The following is a 17,542-nucleotide window of genomic DNA, read 5'->3' as shown; positions in this document are numbered from 1 at the left end:
GTGACGGCATCGCATGTCGGGAGGATCGCCGTCGCAGCGGATTCTCGCGGGTCACGCATGAGCACGTCCGGTTTGCGGCTTCATGTGGACATTGCTGGCTACTTGGCAGAAAACTAAGGAATGCGATGAGTTCGATCGATCTGAACGCCGTGCCCCCGGTGTCGTCGCCCATCCGCTCGGCAAGCGACGTCGCGCGCCTGATCAACACGGTGGACAGCTCGGTCAGCCATGCCCGGATGATCGTGCTGCTGGCGCTCGGCGGCGTGTTTCTCGATGCGTACGATCTGACGACGCTGTCCTACGGGATCGACGACGTGGCGCGCGAGTTCGGGCTGACGCCCGCGCTGACCGGCCTGGTCGGGTCGGCGATCATGATCGGCACGATCTTCGGCAGCCTGATCGGCGGATGGCTGACCGACAGGATCGGCCGCTATCAGGTGTTCATGGCCGACATGCTGTTTTTCGTGGTCGCGGCGATCGCGGCCGGGCTCGCGCCGAACGTCTGGGTGCTGATCGGTGCGCGCTTCGTGATGGGGCTCGGTGTCGGCATCGACCTGCCCGTCGCGATGGCGTTTCTCGCGGAATTCTCGAAGTTCAACGGTCGCGGCAACAAGGCGTCGCGGCTCGCGGCGTGGTGCCCGATGTGGTACGTGGCGTCCTCGGTCTGCTTCCTGCTGATCTTCGGACTGTATTTCCTGCTGCCTGCCGAGCATGCGGGATGGCTTTGGCGCGCGTCGCTGATCTTCGGCGCGGTGCCCGCCCTCGTCATCATCCTGTTCAGGAACCGCTTCATGAACGAATCGCCGCTGTGGGCCGCAAACCAGGGGGATTTGACCAATGCCGCGAGGATTCTGCGCGAGTCGTACGGGATTCACGCACATGAAGCGAAGGACGCTCCGCGCGCGCCGAGCCAGCCGCCCGTGCGCATTCGCGTGCTGTTCCAGCGCCCGTACCTGGGGCGCACGATCGTCGCCAGCGTGATGAATCTGTGCATCCCGTTCGAATACACGGCGATCGCATTCTTCCTGCCGTCGATCCTGTCGCAGTTTCTCGGCGCGGGCGTATTCGAAACGATCGCGGCGTCGCTGGCGCTGAACGTGCTGTTTGCGTTCACCGGCGGCTTGCTGGGCATGCGCCTGGCCCATCGCCATGCGTCGCGTCATGTCGCGATCGCCGGTTTCGCGCTCCAGTTCGTCGCGCTCGTGGCGCTCGCGCTGGCGGGGCATCCGCATGGCGCACTCGCGATCGGCTTCGTGCTGTTGATGCTCGGCACGTGGCTGTTCGCCGAAGGGTTCGGGCCCGGCGCGCAGATGATGATCTATCCGACGCTGTCGTATCCGGCAACGATCCGTGGTACCGGCGTGGGCTTCGGGCGGTCGCTGTGCGGCATCGGTCAGGCGCTGGCGCTGTTCGTGCTGCCGATCCTGCAGGCTCGGCTCGGCACGGACATGTTCTGGGTCGTCGCGATCAGTGCCGCTACGCCGATCGTATTCCTGTTGATCGTGCGCTACGAGCCGACGGCGCGGGAAATCGACGACGACGAGGGCATTGCCTGAACGCAACCGGAAGCGTAACCACCGGTTTCCCGCGTTCCGGCATCGGAAAAGTGGATCGCGGCTTCACGCAACCTGTTCATGCCACCGGCAACGCGCGAAGGATCTGATCGATGCATTGCTCGACGGACGTGAACGCTGTATCGATCTCGAGGTGCGGGCGATCCCACGCGTCGTAATCGCGATCAACGACTTCCTGCCATGTGGGCAACACGAGCCCCGCAGTGGTGGACTGCCGTGTTTCGACACGTTGTCGATGCTGCTGCCGATCGGAACAGACGATCTCGATCTCGAGCACGGGAACACCTATGCGCGCCGCGATGTTCCTGTATGCGTCTCGCGTCACCTTGAGCGGATTGACGGAATCGGCGACGACGGTGGTTCCGATCGCCAGATTGTCAGCGGCCACGCGGTAGCAGACCGCATAGCCGGCGCCGCCCATTTCAGCGCCCTCGGCTAGAACGCCCGACGTCCGGATCGCTTGCTCGATGGAGTCGATCCGAAGATAAACCGCCTCCAGGCGAACGGCCAGCCGGCTTGCGATCGTACTTTTCCCGGTGCCGGGTAAGCCGCTGAAAGTGATCAACATGAGCGTGCCCTTTCTTGTCGACGTTCGTTGGTCCATGCCCAATGCCGGGCCAACGCCGTCATTTTGCATGCGGCTTCAAATGCAAACAGCCGCTGGTCTGCGTCAATTTCGGCAGACGGCGGCATGCAACCATGCAAGGCGGTCGCTGGGCAAGCGGCGCACGGGTTGGCGAACGAGACTTTGGCCTGCATCGCCCGGACCGGACTGGATTCACCATCCCGGCGTGCCCGTGCGGGAGCAGAACGGGCTTGGTTGGTGCACCGGGCCTTGGCTGGACGGAGGGGGACGCTTGCTCGCGCGGCGTGTCGAACGAGCGGCCTGGCGCACCGGGCCGCCGGGCGTCATGAAGCCGGCCCGCACGCGGGCCGGCCAGCCGTCACATTACCGTCACGCGTAGGCCGCCACGTGCTCGGCATCGCGCTTCACCTGCTCGATATCGCGGAACTGCGCGGCCGGATGTTCGTCCGGCAGCCGTGCCGATCCGCCGAACAGCTTTTCGCGCAGCGTGCCCGGCGCATAGCCGGTCGGATACACGCCGCGCCGCTGCAGTTCGGGAACGAGATAACGCACGACATCCTCGAAGGTTTCGTGCGCAACCGCATACGCGAGGTTGAAGCCGTCCACGTCGGTGGCGGCGACCCATTCCTGCAGGATGTCCGCGACGGTTGCCGCCGAGCCGACGAAGACCGGGCCCAGGCCGCCGATGCCGCCCCAGGCCGCCAGTTCCTCGATCGTCCATGCGGTGTCGCCGCCCGCCAGGTGCTCGACCGCCGACACGATCGCATTCGTTTCGACGCGCCGGACGGGATCGTTCGGCGCGTACTGGCCGAAGTCGATACCGGTCCAGCCGGACATGAACACCAGCGAGCCGTCATACGACACGTACTTGCGATATTCATCGAACTTGGCCTGCGCCTTCTCGTCGGTTTCGTCGACGATCACGGTGACGAGGTTGTAGATCAATACCTTGCTCGCGTCGCGCCCCGCGGCGGCGGCCTGTGCGCGCACGTCGGCCACATAGCGCGCGAGCTGCGGGCGGGTCGGCGCGGCGACGAACACGCATTCCGCGTGTTGCGCGGCGAACGTCTTGCCGGGGCCGGACGCGCCGGCCTGGAACAGCACCGGCGTGCGCTGCGGTGACGGTTCGCACAGGTGGTAGCCGGGCACGTCGAAGAAGCGGCCCTTGTGGCCGATCTCGTGCACCTTCTCCGGATGCGTGAACACGCGGCCGTCGCGATCGCGCACCACCGCGCCGTCTTCCCAGCTGCCCTCGAACAGCTTGTACAGCACCTCGACGTATTCGGCCGCGACCGCATAGCGGTCGTCGTGCGTGCGCAAACCGTGATCGCCGACGTTCTTCGCGCCGCTTTCGAGGTAGGACGTGACGATGTTCCAAGCGAGCCGGCCCTTCGTGTGATGGTCGGCGGTCGACAGCCGGCGCGCGAACGTGTACGGATGTTCGAACGTCGTCGATGCGGTGATGCCGATGCCGAGATGCTCGGTCGCCATCGCGATCGGCGCGGCGAGCTGCAGCGGATCATTCACCGGGATCTGCGCGGCCTGGTGCAGCGCGTGGTAGTTGCTGCCTTTGTAGACGTCGTAGTAGCCGATCACGTCCGCGATGAAGATCGCGTCGAAGATGCCGCGTTCGAGCACGCGGGCGAGGTCGGTCCAGTAGTCGAGGTCCTTGTACTGCCATGACCGGTCGCGCGGATGGGCCCACAGCCCGGGCGACTGGTGGCCGACGCAGTTCATCTCGAACGCATTGAAGCGGATGGTCTTGCTCATTGCGCGGCTCCTGTCTCTGCATGCGTGCTCGTGCTCGCACCCGGGCCGTTGCCGATCTGCCAGACGAACGGCGGCGTGCGCCCGTTGATGACCCAGTCGCCGACGATCCGCGCCTTGTAGACGAGCGGATTGTGCGACGACACGGTGCGCGCGTTGCGCCAATGGCGGTCGAGCGCCGTCGTGCTGCGGGTCGCGGACGCGCCGAGCGCGTCGAACAGGCGCGTCGCCGCGCGCAGCACGAGTTCCGACACGACGAGCTGGCTCTGCGCGGATTCGATCTCGGCCGCGACGTTCGCATCGTGCTCGGCGGCTGCGTCGCCGCCGAAGTGCGCTTCGTAGGCCCGTTGCAGCGGCTGCGCGGCGCGCAGCGCGAGCGCGTCGGCCGCATAGGCCCACGACGCGATCTCGCCGATCACTTGCTGCAACTGGGCGTCGTCGGCCGCGCGCGGCGCGTTGCCGTGGCTGTACACGCGGGTGCGGCGGCGCACCAGGTCGCCCGCATCGCGCACGATCGCGTGGCCGATGCCGGCCAGCGTCGCGACGTGGAAGAGCTGGTAGAACGCGGTCTGGTACTTGAAGCGTCGCGCGAAGTCGATCACGTCCCGTGCGTCGACCGTCGCGTCCTCGAAGCGCGTGGTGCCGCTGCCGGTCGTGGTCTGGCCGAAGCCGTCCCAGTCGTCTTCGCGGATCACGCCGGGCTGCGCGGTCGCGACGGCGACGATCACGTCGCTGCCGTCGTCCGCGCGTTGCGCGAACACGTCGATCCAGTCGGCGAACAGGCTGCCGGTGCTGTAGAACTTCCGGCCGTTCAGTACGAGCCGGCCATGCTTCTCCGACACCTTCGTGAGGGTCTGGCCGAGCGCCACGTCGCCGGTTTCGGTCCACGCATTGCCCACGAGCTGGCCGCTCGCGAAGCGGTCGAACCACGTCTGGCGATCGGCGTCGGGCGGCGCGTTCAGCCAGTCCTCGACGAACGCGAAGTGCCCGCGCAATGCCTGCGGCAGATTGGAATCGGCGGCAGCGAGCTCGGTCAGCAGCTGGAACAGCTGCGGCAGCGACGCGCCGGCGCCGCCGTCGCGCACCGGCAGCCGCACGGCGCCGAAGCCGGCGGCCTTCAGCCAGCCGATCGCCTCGTGCGGCAGTTCGCGGCGGCTTTCGCGTTCCGCGGTGCCGGCCGCGATGCGTTCGAAGATCGGCCTGAAGCGGCCGGCAAGCGCGTCATAGTCGGTGCCGGTGGAGAGTTCGATTGCTGCGGGAGACGAAGTCATGCAGGGTCCTTGAGAGGCGGGGCCGTCGATGCCGGCAGGCCAGTATAGGAAGCACCGCGTGGACGATCCAATAACGGATTCGCACATCGTTATCGCCACCGGGCATTACGCGGGCGCGGCGGCGTGGCATCGATGCCGGGGCGTCGATATCGTCGCTGACGCGCGGTTTGTGGCGGGCCACGTGCCGCATCGTTTGTCATGCGAAGGAATATCGTTGTGCGAATCGCTCGGTTTGCCGGCACGCGGCGCGCTGCTAGATTGAATGTTTCCGTCAATCAGCAGGAGAGCCCGATGTCAGAGACGAGCGCCACGATTCACGAACGGCCGGCCGATACGCCACCGCAGGTGGCCCGCGTGATCGCCGACGACGCGCAGGCCATCGCGGCCGCGCATGCGTTGGCGCAGCGGCTTGCGCAAGGGGCTGCCGAGCGCGACCGGGAGCGCCGGCTGCCCCGTGACGAGATCGAATGGTTCTCGCAGTCGGGGCTGTGGGCCATCACCGTGCCGAAGGCCTATGGCGGCGCGGGCGTATCGCATGTGACGCTGACGGAGGTGGTGAAGATCGTCGCGGCGGCCGATCCGTCGCTCGGGCAGTTGCCGCAGAATCACTTCGGGTTGGTCGACGTGATCGCGCTGACCGGCACCGACGCGCAGAAGCGCCACCTCTTCTCGGAAGTGCTGAGCGGCAAGCGGTTCGGCAACGGTTTTTCGGAGAAGGGCACGAAGCACGTGCTCGACCTGAAGACGCGTGTGCGCCGTGACGGCGACGATTACGTCGTCGACGGCACCAAGTTCTATTCGACCGGCGCGCTGTTCGCGCATTATGTGCCGGTGCTCGGCCTCGACGACGAGCGCCGCGCGTGGCTCGCGTACATTCGCCAGCCGGCGCCGGGGTTGACCGTGATCGACGACTGGTCGGGGTTCGGGCAGCGGACCACCGCGAGCGGCACCGTCGTGCTCGACAACGTGCGGGTGCCCGCGTCGCACGTGCTGCCGGCCCAGCGCGTGTCGGATCTGCCGACGCTGAACGGCCCGCTGTCGCAGATCATCCAGGCGGCGATCGACGCGGGCATCGCGAAGGCCGCGCTCGACGATACGCTGGCGTTCGTGCGCACGCGCACGCGGCCATGGGTCGACAGCGGCGTCGAGCGGGCGGCCGACGATCCGTTGACGATCCGCGAGATCGGCCATCTGCACATTCAGCTGCATGCGGCGGAGGCGCTGCTGGAGCGCGCCGCGCGGACGCTCGACGAGATCGCGGCGCGTGGCAACGTGACCGAGGACGATGTCGCACGCGCATCGGTGGCGGTGGGCGAGGCGAAGGTGCTGACGACGGAGGTCGCGCTGCTCGCGGGCGAGAAGCTGTTCGAGCTGGCCGGCACGCAGTCGACGCTGGCCGAGCACAACCTCGACCGGCACTGGCGCAACGCGCGCACGCATACGCTGCACGACCCGGTGCGCTGGAAATATCACCTCGTCGGCAACTACTACCTGAACGGCGTGCGGCCGGCGCGCCATGCGTGGAATTGAACCCGTTGCGATCGTGGCGTGACGGGGCGGCGAGGGTTGAGCGCGTCGCCGCGGTCGAACGCATCCGCACGATCATGCGCGAACCCGGCAATGCCTCCGTCGAAGTGCAATCGCCGGGTATCGCGCAGGTGAATGCTGCGTTGGGGGACGGGAGCGCGGCATTCACCTGCGCCGCGGCACGCCGAAGCAGCCGTATCCCCGCCAGTCGGCCTACTGAGGCGAGTCCGGCAGCGTGTAGTCGAAGCGGTACGAATGCCGGCCATTGTCGATGGTGATGATCATCGCGCCGGAAAGCCCCTGCAATGCTCCCGTTCCGGAATCGGGCACGACGGTGATCGACTGCTGCGGCTGGCCGCGGGTCATGGTGGAACTGTGCTGCAGGACAAAACTGCCGTGGCGGCCGCCCAGCACGCCTCGCACGGTTTCCATGGCCACATAGCCCGCCGAGCCCGGGATGCTGCTTCGAAACGCGAGCATCTCGCCGTGACTGACGGCCTCCAGGTCGCCGTGATACTGCTTGTCCAGCGACATGCGGCCGAGCCCGGTCTGTTCCGCGACGGTACTCAGGGATTCCGGATTCAGCTTCACTTCAAACGGACCGTTGGCCAGCAGTGTCATTGCAGCGCTCCTCGTCGAATTGGTATGCCGCACTATAAGCCATCCGGGGTCGGGCGGATGCAACGGTTTTCTCGCGAGACGTCCGAATCAACGCGGATCGGCCGGTGGATGGCGTGCTGCCCGGCGCTTGCGGCGATAATCGGCATCCCGACCTCGACCGCCTTCCCCGATGACCATCCCCGCGTTCTCCCCCTTTCAGGATCTGGCCAACGCCTTGCTGGCGCATTGGAGCGACGTCGATGGCGACGGCGCTCACGACACGTCGCATCTGCAACGCGTGTGGAAGAACGCGGCCGCGATCCACGCGCAGGAGGGCGGAGACGCCGAGGTGCTGTTGGCGGCGACACTGCTGCACGACTGCGTCGCGGTGGAGAAGAGTTCCCCGCTGCGCGCGCAGGCATCGCGGTTGTCGGCGGAAAAGGCCCGGCAGGTGCTGAAGTCGCTGGATTGGCCGGGCGCGAAGATCGACGCGGTCGCGCATGCGGTCGAGGCGCACAGTTTTTCCGCCTGTGTCGCGCCGATGACGCTGGAAGCAAAAGTGCTGCAGGATGCCGACCGGCTCGATGCGATCGGCATGGTGGGCGTCGCGCGCTGTTTCTATGTCGCGGGCCGGATGGGCAGCGCACTGTATGACCCGGCCGATCCGCACGCATCGGAGCGGGAACTCGACGACACGCGATTCGCGATCGATCACTTCCGCACGAAGCTGCTGAGGCTTTCAACCGGATTCCAGACCGTCACCGGTACCCGTCTGGCGATCATTCGCCGCGATCGATTGCAGCGCTTTCTCGACGAGTTCTCCGACGAGATCTGAATGTGCTGACGGGGCCCCCGGATACCGTTGCTGGCTGACACACATTGCTCGATACGGATGACGGTTGCGTGACGCGAGACATTGAACGGAGCGGCTTCAAACTTGACGAAGACGCAAGGGTTCCATTGTTTCGAATCACCGGAGCCTCATCGGCGCAACAGGCAACGCTTCAATCGTCGCCTGCCTGATAAAGCGCTTTCACCTGCGACAACGCTTCGATGAATTGATCCCTGAGCGCTTGCGGCCCGAGGATTTTCACGTGTGCGCCGTACCCCAGCAGCGTCCGCGCGCCGTGCTCGATAGATTCGATGGGCATCAGGAACGCTTTCCATCCCGGCGGCACTTCCGCGCTGCCGGCATCCTGCGCAGCAGGCATGGTCTTGATCCGCGCGTTGGCCAGCCAGGTTTCACCGCGCGGCGACACGGCGATATGGGCGGTCAGCCGATTGAGCTCGGTCTCGTACCGGGTCATCGCGTCGCGCCAGTGCGTTGCCAGGTCGAATCGCGCGGGGCGCTTGAAGCGGCGGCGTGATGTGTCGAGTTCGAGGATATTCGCGAGCCGGAACGTGAGTGCGCCGGGCTTGCCGACCACCCGGGCGATCAGGTACCAGGCACCCCCCTTGAGCACCAGGCCGAGCGGCTCGAGTGCGCGGCGGGACACGCCGCGCCAGCTCCGATACTTCACGTCGATCCGGTACGCCCCCCACACCGCGTCGGCGACTTCACGCAGGAAGGCCGGCGTTTCCTGGGCCCGGTACCAATCCACGGTGTCGACATGCAGCCGGCTGGCGACGCGGTCGGCATGTTCGCGCGAGCCGGGCGGCAGGCTCGCGATCATTTTCAGCCGCGCGGAGGTCGCCATGCCGTCGAGGCCCAGTTCGCTCGCGGGCCCGGGCAAGCCCGCCAGAATCAGCGCGTGCGCTTCATGCTCGGTGAGCCCCGTGAGATCGGTACGCCAGCCGTCGCTCAACTGAAAGCCGCCGTTGCGGCCGCGATCGCCCCAGATCGGCACGCCGGCCGTGGAGAGCTGGTCGATATCGCGCAGGATCGTGCGCTCGGACACCTCCAGCGCGTCGGCCAGCGCCGGTGCGGTCATCCGGCCGCGCGCTTGCAGCATCATCATGATCGACAACAGGCGGCTCGCTTTCATCGGCGACACGTTCCCCGGAATACCTGACATGGGATGTCATGTTATCGGACTTATGCTGTGCCGCATGACCGATCCGTTTCATCGACACGACATCACGGAGGAACGAACCATGAAGATCATTTCCGGGCCGCTGAGCATGTTCGGAGCGAAGGTCGAGATTGCGGCGCACGAGAAGGGCATCGACTTCGCGCTGGTAATGGCGCCGTTCAGCCAGTCGCGCGGCTACGATCCCAGGCATCCGGATGTGCTGCGCATCAACCCGAAGCGGCAGGTGCCGGTGCTGATGGACGGCGATCTGGAACTCTTCGATTCCACGCAGATCTTCGAGTATCTCGAGGATCTGAGGCCGGACCCCGCGCTATGGCCCGCGCATCCGGCGGCGCGCGCGATCGCGCGTCAGCTCGAACACTGCAGCGACGAAATCTATTTTCCGCACGTCGTCCGGCTGATGGGGCTGGAAGCGACGCCGGACGATCCGGCGGCACAGGCCGCGCGCGCCGAAGCGGCGCACTACTATCGGCGCATGGAGCACGTGCTTGCGGATCGCGCGTTTCTGGCCGACACGTATTCCTACACCGACATCGCGTTCTACATGGCGCAGTTGTTCGGCGCGCGCAAGGGCGCACCGATGACGGACGAAACGCCCCGCCTGCTCGCGTGGCGTGAGCGGATGACGGCGCGTCCCGCGGTGCGCAAGGTCGCCGGCGCGATGGCCGGCTATCTTGCGTCGATCGGAGAGGCGGTCCCCGATTTTCTTCGCGAGCTCGACTAGCTGCGTTCGGGAGCGCGTGCCGGCCAGCCTTGCCGACACAATCCGACGTACCCCTCTACTCGTGGCCTTGACCTTGAAGTTGACTTAAATCTTAGAGTGCTTGCTGACGACGGTGAGTCAGCAGGCTTCGGGTGTTGCCTGCCACGGTCGATCATCGACGAGAGGCAACGAACATGGACAGGCGGTTTACACAGGTCGAATTCGGGCCGCACAAGGTCGACGTGCCCGAAGGCGGGTATTACGACCGGTTCCGGATGAATCCTGACCTCGACGAGGTGGCACGCGATCCCGCGGCGGGGAACATCGATTTTTTCCGTCGGATTCCGAAGCGTCAGGTCGCGTCACGGGTCGGCCCGACCTGGGCGCCGAATTTCTACTACCGTTCCAGCAGCATTCAGCTGCTGTTCCTGGCGCCGCTCGAACGCCTGCGGGCCACGCTGCCGGTGCCGCTCGAGCCGCTGCGCGCATTCCCCGGATACGGGCTGGTCGCGCTGACCTTCTTCTCGTATTCGGTGTGCGACAACGATCCGTATGACGAGGTGTCCGTCGCGGTGGTCATCCGCCGGCCCGGTGCGACAGGGTCGCACGCGCTCGAGCTGATCGATTCGATGCGCCGCCGGAGCTTCTTCGCACACGTGCTGGCGCTGCCGGTCACCACGGAAATCGCGCGGGTGCGCGGCGTGCTTGGCTATCAGCTGCCCAAGTGGCTCGCCGAGATCGACGTGAGCCTCGGCGCCACCGCCGGCGCCCGCATTGCCGGCCCGGGCGGCCGGCCGGACCTGAGCCTGAGCGTGCCAATGCCCGAACTGACCCGGGTCGCGTCGCAGTCGCACATGAGCACGTCGACGATGATCAATCGCATCGACGGCGAATGGCATCGGACATCGGTGCAGACGAATGCGCTATCGTTCGCCCAGCGCCTGTTGCCGCGCAATGTCGAGCTCGTGCGGCATGGCGGCCCGCTGAGCGAGCTGCTCGACGGGCTTGGCGCATCCACCATCCTGCGGCTCGACGTGGTGAAGGATGCGCAAATGGTCCTGAACCTGCCGACCGCCTTGAAGGCCTTCGATGAACCCGGAAAGCAACGCTGACGCCACGCAACCCCGCGGCACGCCCGCGCCGAAGGAATCGCCCATGACCCAGCCGGCCCACGATCTCGTCGTATTTGGCGCCACCAGTTTCGTCGGGCAGATCCTGGCCCGCTACCTGTCCGAGTACCTGCCGGGCTCCGGCGAGACGCTGCGCTGGGCCATGGCCGGCCGGTCCGAAGCGAAGCTCAGGCAGGTCCGGGATTCACTGGGCGCGGCCGGGCAGTCGGTACCGATCATCGTTGCGGATGCGGCCGACGAAGCGCAGCTGCGTGCGCTCTGCGCGCAGACGCGGGTGGTCGTGTCCACCGTCGGCCCCTACGCGCTTTACGGAGAGCCGCTGGTCAGGATCTGCGCGGAAACCGGCACCGACTACTGCGACCTCACGGGCGAGACGCAGTGGATCAAACGGATGATCGACAAGTACGAGCCGGCGGCCCGGCAATCCGGCGCGCGCATCGTCCATTGCTGCGGCTTCGATTCGGTGCCGTCGGACATGGGCGTGTTCTTCCTGCAGCAACAGGCGCGACAACAGTGGGGCGTACCGGCCACGCAGGTGAAGATGCGCGTCAGGACGCTGAAGGGCGGCGCGTCGGGCGGCACGGTGGCGAGCGTGATCAACGTCGTCCGGGAAGCCGCGGCCGATCCCGCGTTGCGCAGGGAACTGCTCGATCCTTATTCGCTGTGCCCGAAGGGGCATGGTTTCACGATGCGCCAGCATGCGGTGCGATCCGCCGCATTCGATCGCGACTTCGACGCGTGGATCGCGCCATTCGTGATGGCGGCGATCAACGAGCGTGTCGTGCATCGCTCCAATGCGCTGGCCGGCAACGCGTACGGCAACCGCTTCACGTATGACGAAGCGGTGATGACGGGCACGGGACTCAAGGGCCGCCTGACCGCGGTGACGATGGTGGCCGGCCTTGGCGCGTTCATGGTGGGCGTCCTCATCAAGCCGGTGCGCAGCCTGATGGAGCGCTTCCTGCTGCCGAAGCCCGGCGAGGGGCCGAGCGCCGCGGCCCAACTGGCTGGCCGCTACGACTTGCGTTTCTTTGGCCGTACCGACGACGGGAAGACCTTGCGCGTGAAAGTCACCGGCGACCGCGATCCGGGCTACGGCTCCACCGGCAAGATGCTCGGCCAGGCCGCGATCAGTCTCGCACTGGATTGCGCCGGCGACGGCGTCAAGACCGGACGCGGCGGTGGCTTCTGGACGCCCGCGACGATGTTCGACGAGCGCTATATCGAGCGTCTGGTGCGCCATGCGGGGTTGCGTTTCGACGTGACTTGAGCGCGCGTGCCGTCCGCTGGCCATGCGACACGAAGCCGATAAAGATCGGATTGCGAATCAACGTCAGAAGACAACCGACAGTCACGACGGAGTAGGTGGCCGGATGCGATCCGGCCGGGGAGTACCGGATGCTGTCGCGAATCCTGCCTTGGAATTCGGCGGATCGCGGCGAGGCGGCCACTGCCGCCGCCGATCGCGACGAAGCGGTGGTGCGCCGTCGGTCGCCCCGGCCTAGCGGCGCGCCGGCGCATCCCATCACAGCAGCGCGACGACCTGTTCGGCGGTCGCCTTCGCCGATTGCGGATTCTGGCCGGTCACCAGGCGGCCGTCGACGACGACGTTCGACGTGAACGGCAGCAGCGCCTTCTCGTAGCGCGCGCCACGCTGCTGCATCTGCTGCTCGACGTTGTAGGGCACCTTCTTCGCGACGCCGGCCAGGATTTCCTCCACCCACGAGTAGCCGGTGATCCGGCGTCCGGCCACCAGCAGCGAGCCGTCCGACAGCGTCGTGTTCAGCAGCCCGCAGTAGCCGTGACAGACTGACGACACGATGCCGCCGTGCTCGTAGATCTCGCGCGTGAGCCGCTGCAGCCCCGCATCGTCCGGGTAGTCCCACATCACCGCATGGCCGCCGGTGAAGTAGATCGCATCGAAATCGGCGGGATCGATCTCGTCGGGGCGTGCGGTGGTGGCCAGCAGCGCCGCGTTGGCCTTGTCGGCGCGCCACGCTTTCGCGGCGGCGTCGGCATGCGGCCATTTGAGCGAGCGCGGCTCCAGCGGGGACACGCCGCCCTTGGGGCTCACGAGCTGCTGCTCATAGCCTCGCGCCGCGAAGATGTGATGGGCATGGGTCAGTTCGGACAGCCACAGGCCGGTCGGTTGCGACGGATCGGCGTAGTGCGCGACGTTGCTCACGACGTGAAGGATGCGCTTGCTCATGATGCGGTTTCCCTTTCATCGGCCACGGGCGGACGTCGTCGGCGCGCCGCCGGATTGTCGGATGGCATTGCGCATACCCATGACCTCGATACGCTGCCGAGGCAAACCATAACCTTTAAGCAAAGTCGAAGGTCAAGGCCTTTTTGTCCTGGCCGGCCGTGCAGGGTTGGCGGGCAGCACGAGTCCGTCCAGCAAGGTGGTCAGCGCATCTTCGATCGCGTGATCGCCGACCTTCTCGCGCACCAGCCGCCCGTCGATCGCCAGCATCGTCAGGCCATGCAGATGCGCCCAGCAGGCGGTCGCCTGGCCGAGCGCCGGACGCGGGCGGATCGTGCCGGCGCGCTGGCCGTGTTCCAGGATGTCGACCACCAGCAGGAAGGGCGCCTGCACGCGCGGATCGAGATGGATGTCCGACGGTTCCCCGGCATCCGCGGCAAACATCAGTCGATAGAGATCCGGGTTGCGCTGCCCGAACGCGAGATGGGCATACGCGAGTGCGAGCAGCACGTCCGGTGCATCCGCCGCGGGATCGACGGACGCGGCGAGATCGTCGCGCAAGCGATCGAAGCCGATCAGCGCGAGCTCGTGCAGCAACGCGGCCTTGTCCGGGAAATGCCGGTACGGCGCGGAGTGGCTGACGTTCGCGCGCCGCGCGATTTCACGCAGCGTGAACTGCCAGCCCTGCTGCTCCTGCAGCGTGTCGAGCGCGGTTTCGATGATCGCGCGACGCAGATCCCCGTGGTGATAAGCCTTTTGCCCGGCATCCGCATCCCCAACCGACGACATCGTGTTGCTCCTATGTTGACAGGGAACACATTGTGGTCCTATGATCCGTCGCATGCAAGTTGACAGTGTCAACATCGACGCAACCTCGTGAGGTGCACCATGGCCGTTTCCGCAGAATCCAGTTCGAGCTTCGACCCGGCGGTGTTGCTGGCCCGCCAGCGCAACGCGTTTGTCAGCGAAGGGCCGCCGAGCATGCAGCAGCGCAAGGCCCGGCTCGCGCGGCTGCGCGCCGTGGTGCTCGCGTATCGGCGCGAAGTGGAGGAGGCGGTCAGCGTCGATTTCGGGCATCGCTCGCGACACGAGACCGCGATCATGGAACTGGTCGGCGTGATCCAGGCGATCGACTACCTGACGCGCAACCTGCGGCGCTTCATGAAGCCGCAGCGTCGGCACGTCGGCATCTTCTATCGCGCCGGGCAGGCGCACGTGGAATACCAGCCGTTGGGTGTCATCGGCGTGATGGCGCCGTGGAATTACCCGTTCTCGCTCACGTTCATCCCGCTGGCCACCGCGCTGGCCGCAGGCAATCGCGCGATGCTCAAGCCGTCGGAACTGACGCCGCGCACCAGCGAGGTGATGCGCCGGATGCTCGCGGAGACTTTCCCGATCGAAGAAGTCGCGGTCGTGCTCGGCGGCCCGGAAGTCGGCGCCGCGTTCAGCGGCTTGCCGTTCGATCATCTGCTGTTTACCGGCAGCACGCAGGTGGGCCGCAAGGTCATGAAGGCGGCCAGCGACAATCTGGTGCCGGTGACGCTCGAACTCGGCGGCAAGAGCCCGGCGATCGTCGCGAGGGGGCACGTCGATGACCGGACGATGTCCAGCATCGTGTTCGGCAAGCTGTCGAACGGCGGGCAGACCTGCGTGGCGCCCGACTATGCGCTGGTGCATGAAGACGACCTCGATGCGTTCGTCACGCAATACGATGCGGCCGTCGCGCGCTTCTATCCGGGCGGGCCGACCAGCCCGGACTACACGTCGATCGTCAGCGACCGGCATTACGATCGCCTGAAAAGTCTCGTCGACGAAGCGCGCAGCAAAGGCGCGCGCGTGATCGAGGCCGGCGTGAATCCGCAGCAGGCGGCCACCCGCAAGCGGACGCTCGCGCCCACGCTGATCGTCGGGGCCGGCGACGATACGACCGTCATGCAGGAAGAGATCTTCGGGCCGATCCTGCCGGTGCGCACGTATCGCACGATCGACGAAGTCGTCAACTACGTGAATGCGCGTCCGCGGCCGCTTGCGCTGTATTACTTCGGCGCGCGGGACAGCGACTGCGCGTCGTTGCTCGCACGCACCACGTCGGGCAATGTCGGTATCAACAACACGCTCCTGCACGTCGCGCAGGAAGACTTGCCGTTCGGCGGGGTTGGCCCGAGCGGGATGGGCGCGTATCACGGCATCGAGGGATTCCGCGCGATGAGCCATGCGAAGGGCGTGTTCGTGCTCGGGCGCTGGAACCTGCCGAGCCTGCTGCGCGCGCCGTTCGGCAAGCTCGCGGATCTGTCGCTCGCGGCGCTGCTCGGGCGCAGCCGGGAGCCCGAGGGCGTGCGTGCGGGATTGAGCGCGAAGCGCTGAGCCGGGCGGTGGCGCGGGTCAGCGCGTAAGGCGGTTTCAGTGGCACGCGGCGCGGCGGCCCGAATCAGCGCCCGCCGCGCGCGATGGCCAGCGCGATGCCGAAGCCCACGAGCAGGCATCCGAACGTGCGGTCGATCCAGTGCCGCAGCGCCAGCAGGCGATCGCGGACAGCCGTCGCGGAAAAGCACAGGGCCACCAGGCTGAACCAGCCGGCATGCGCGACGGCGATGAACGCGCCGTAGCCGATCTGCACGAGCAACGGCGTGTCGGGCCGCACGGCCTGCATGAACAGGCTGACGATGAACACCGTGGTCTTGGGGTTCAGCGCATTGGTCAGGAAGCCGGTGCGCAGCGCGGCCAGGTCGGACAACGGTGCGACACGCGGGTCGGGTTGCCCGTTGCCGGCCTTCGTCATGAGCATCTTCACACCCAGGTAGATCAGGTAGATCGCGCCGATCAGCTTGACAGCATTGAAGAGCCACAGGGACTGGCGGATCAGCAGGCCGACGCCCAGCAGCGTGTAGCTCACGTGAACCGTCACGCCCAGCCCGATCCCCAGCGCGGTGAGCACGCCCGAGCGGCGCGACAGCATCAGGCTGTTGCGCGTGACCATCGCGAAGTCCGGGCCCGGGCTGATCACGGCCAGCAGCGTGATGGTGACTACAACTATCAGTTCGGTCATCGTCTTGTCCTTGCGATTGGTGGCTGGATGACGCAATCTTATGGGTCATGTTTCATCGGGAAAAGCGATGATTTCTGACCAGAATGGTGAGATTGACTCACAATCCGTTCGCGCCAACCTGCCGTCGCTGATGGCCTTGCGTTGCTTCGAGGCGGCGGCGCGTCACGAGAATTTCAGCCGTGCCGCCGACGAGCTGTGCCTGACTCATGGCGCGGTCAGCCGCGCGGTGCGACTGCTCGAGGACGACCTGGGTGTCGCGTTGTTCCAGCGGCGCAGCCGTCGTGTGTTCCTGACCGATGCGGGCCGCAAGCTGGCGCAGGCCGTCCATGACGGGCTGGGCCTGATGCGTCACGCCGCGCACGAATTGCGCACCGAGGCCGCCCGGGCGCGGCGCTGGGTCCTGTCGTGCGAGCCGACGCTGCTGATGCGCTGGCTGATTCCGCGCTGGCCGGATTTTCAGGCGCGACATACGGGCGTCGACATCCATCTGGCTGCCGCGGGCGGCCCGTTTTCATTCGACAGCGGCATCGACATGGCGATTCGACGCAATGACTTTGCGTGGCCGGCGGGGTATCGCGCGGAGCGTCTGTTCGCAGAGCGGGTGGGGCCGGTGTGCCGGCCGGATAAAGTCGATGCGTGGTTTTCCGCGCGACGCGGCAATCGGACGTTGAAGGCGGACGTGCCGCAATTGCATACGCGGACACGGCCGGACGCATGGCAGGAATGGTCGGTCGCGGCGAATCGGCCCGTCGCAGGCGGGCGCGGGCAGACGTTCGACCATTTCTACTTCAGCCTGCAGGCGGCTGTCGCGGGGCTCGGTGTCGCCATCGGCCCGTGGCACCTCGTTCGCGACGACCTCGAAAGCGGTGTGCTGGTCGCGCCGCTGGGGTTCGTCGAGGATGGTTCGCATTACTGCTTGTTGACGCCGGAACCGGTGGCGGCCGGGAGTGCGCAGGCGGATTTGCTGGGATGGTTGAGGACGATGGTTTGAAGGAGCGGGGCGGCCGAACGACGATCTTCCGACAACCGATCCTTACTGGTACTTCAACCTGTGTTACTTCAGGTACGAGCCGTCGCTGCGCGCCTGATCGGGCAATCG

The 17,542-nt window shown here is 66.5% G+C and carries 16 protein-coding genes; 8 read left to right on the top strand and 8 right to left on the bottom strand.

Going from position 1 to position 17,542, the window contains the following annotated elements; genetic code table 11:
* Positions 1–125: 125 nt before the first annotated feature.
* A complete protein-coding gene (locus LGN19_RS14815; RefSeq protein ID WP_226215538.1) occupies positions 126–1,556 on the top strand; it encodes an MFS transporter in 1,431 nt (476 codons plus the stop codon).
* Between the two features lie 76 nt (positions 1,557–1,632).
* Here the strand turns inward: LGN19_RS14815 and LGN19_RS14810 are convergent, their stop codons facing one another.
* The 3 genes from LGN19_RS14810 to LGN19_RS14800 all read right to left on the bottom strand — a co-directional run bounded on the left by LGN19_RS14810 (position 1,633) and on the right by LGN19_RS14800 (position 5,198).
* Entirely contained in the window at positions 1,633–2,142 is a 510-nt protein-coding gene (locus LGN19_RS14810) for an AAA family ATPase (RefSeq protein ID WP_226215536.1), read from the bottom strand.
* A gap of 387 nt (positions 2,143–2,529) precedes the next feature.
* Positions 2,530–3,930 carry an LLM class flavin-dependent oxidoreductase gene (locus LGN19_RS14805; RefSeq protein WP_226215534.1) on the bottom strand — a complete coding sequence of 467 codons (1,401 nt, stop codon included), beginning with the start codon at positions 3,928–3,930 and terminating at the stop codon, positions 2,530–2,532.
* On the bottom strand, positions 3,927–5,198 hold the full coding sequence (locus LGN19_RS14800) for an acyl-CoA dehydrogenase family protein (protein WP_226215532.1): 1,272 nt from the start codon (positions 5,196–5,198) through the stop codon (positions 3,927–3,929). Before LGN19_RS14800 ends, LGN19_RS14805 begins: the two co-directional genes overlap by 4 nt.
* Before the next feature lie 291 nt (positions 5,199–5,489).
* Between LGN19_RS14800 and LGN19_RS14795 the strand changes: the two genes are divergently transcribed.
* A complete protein-coding gene (locus LGN19_RS14795) occupies positions 5,490–6,728 on the top strand; it encodes an SfnB family sulfur acquisition oxidoreductase (RefSeq protein WP_226215530.1) in 1,239 nt (412 codons plus the stop codon).
* A 210-nt stretch (positions 6,729–6,938) separates the two neighbouring features.
* Here LGN19_RS14795 and LGN19_RS14790 read toward each other — a convergent pair whose 3' ends face one another.
* On the bottom strand, positions 6,939–7,346 hold the full coding sequence (locus tag LGN19_RS14790) for a DUF3224 domain-containing protein (RefSeq protein ID WP_226215527.1): 408 nt from the start codon (positions 7,344–7,346) through the stop codon (positions 6,939–6,941).
* Positions 7,347–7,515: 169 nt separating this feature from the next.
* Between LGN19_RS14790 and LGN19_RS14785 the strand changes: the two genes are divergently transcribed.
* Positions 7,516–8,160 (top strand): HD domain-containing protein, encoded by a 645-nt coding sequence (locus LGN19_RS14785; RefSeq protein ID WP_226215525.1) that lies wholly within the window; start codon positions 7,516–7,518, stop codon positions 8,158–8,160.
* 169 nt (positions 8,161–8,329) lie between these two features.
* On the opposite strand, the gene LGN19_RS14780 is transcribed toward LGN19_RS14785, so the two are convergent.
* Entirely contained in the window at positions 8,330–9,310 is a 981-nt protein-coding gene (locus LGN19_RS14780; RefSeq protein WP_226215523.1) for a helix-turn-helix transcriptional regulator, read from the bottom strand.
* A gap of 109 nt (positions 9,311–9,419) precedes the next feature.
* On the opposite strand from LGN19_RS14780, the gene LGN19_RS14775 reads away from it, so the two are divergent.
* From LGN19_RS14775 to LGN19_RS14765, 3 genes are all read left to right on the top strand, one after another.
* Positions 9,420–10,082: a glutathione S-transferase family protein gene (locus LGN19_RS14775; protein ID WP_226215515.1), complete on the top strand. Its 663-nt coding sequence runs from the start codon at positions 9,420–9,422 to the stop codon at positions 10,080–10,082.
* Between the two features lie 173 nt (positions 10,083–10,255).
* Positions 10,256–11,173 carry an acetoacetate decarboxylase family protein gene (locus LGN19_RS14770; RefSeq protein ID WP_226215514.1) on the top strand — a complete coding sequence of 306 codons (918 nt, stop codon included), beginning with the start codon at positions 10,256–10,258 and terminating at the stop codon, positions 11,171–11,173.
* A 43-nt stretch (positions 11,174–11,216) separates the two neighbouring features.
* Positions 11,217–12,461 (top strand): saccharopine dehydrogenase family protein, encoded by a 1,245-nt coding sequence (locus LGN19_RS14765; RefSeq protein WP_226215512.1) that lies wholly within the window; start codon positions 11,217–11,219, stop codon positions 12,459–12,461.
* A 255-nt stretch (positions 12,462–12,716) separates the two neighbouring features.
* Here LGN19_RS14765 and LGN19_RS14760 read toward each other — a convergent pair whose 3' ends face one another.
* Positions 12,717–13,400: a type 1 glutamine amidotransferase domain-containing protein gene (locus tag LGN19_RS14760; protein ID WP_174957694.1), complete on the bottom strand. Its 684-nt coding sequence runs from the start codon at positions 13,398–13,400 to the stop codon at positions 12,717–12,719.
* A gap of 132 nt (positions 13,401–13,532) precedes the next feature.
* Complete coding sequence (locus LGN19_RS14755; protein ID WP_226215510.1) at positions 13,533–14,186, bottom strand: TetR/AcrR family transcriptional regulator; 654 nt, start codon at positions 14,184–14,186, stop codon at positions 13,533–13,535.
* Between the two features lie 99 nt (positions 14,187–14,285).
* On the opposite strand from LGN19_RS14755, the gene LGN19_RS14750 reads away from it, so the two are divergent.
* Positions 14,286–15,761: a coniferyl aldehyde dehydrogenase gene (locus LGN19_RS14750; RefSeq protein WP_226215508.1), complete on the top strand. Its 1,476-nt coding sequence runs from the start codon at positions 14,286–14,288 to the stop codon at positions 15,759–15,761.
* A gap of 64 nt (positions 15,762–15,825) precedes the next feature.
* Here LGN19_RS14750 and LGN19_RS14745 read toward each other — a convergent pair whose 3' ends face one another.
* Positions 15,826–16,443 (bottom strand): LysE family translocator, encoded by a 618-nt coding sequence (locus LGN19_RS14745; protein ID WP_226215506.1) that lies wholly within the window; start codon positions 16,441–16,443, stop codon positions 15,826–15,828.
* A gap of 67 nt (positions 16,444–16,510) precedes the next feature.
* Between LGN19_RS14745 and LGN19_RS14740 the strand changes: the two genes are divergently transcribed.
* On the top strand, positions 16,511–17,434 hold the full coding sequence (locus LGN19_RS14740; RefSeq protein WP_175221007.1) for a LysR family transcriptional regulator: 924 nt from the start codon (positions 16,511–16,513) through the stop codon (positions 17,432–17,434).
* Positions 17,435–17,542 lie beyond the last annotated feature (108 nt).

It is taken from the genome of Burkholderia sp. AU30198, assembly GCF_020419825.1.
GTDB lineage: Bacteria > Pseudomonadota > Gammaproteobacteria > Burkholderiales > Burkholderiaceae > Burkholderia.
This window is presented reverse-complemented; position numbering and strand designations above follow the sequence as displayed.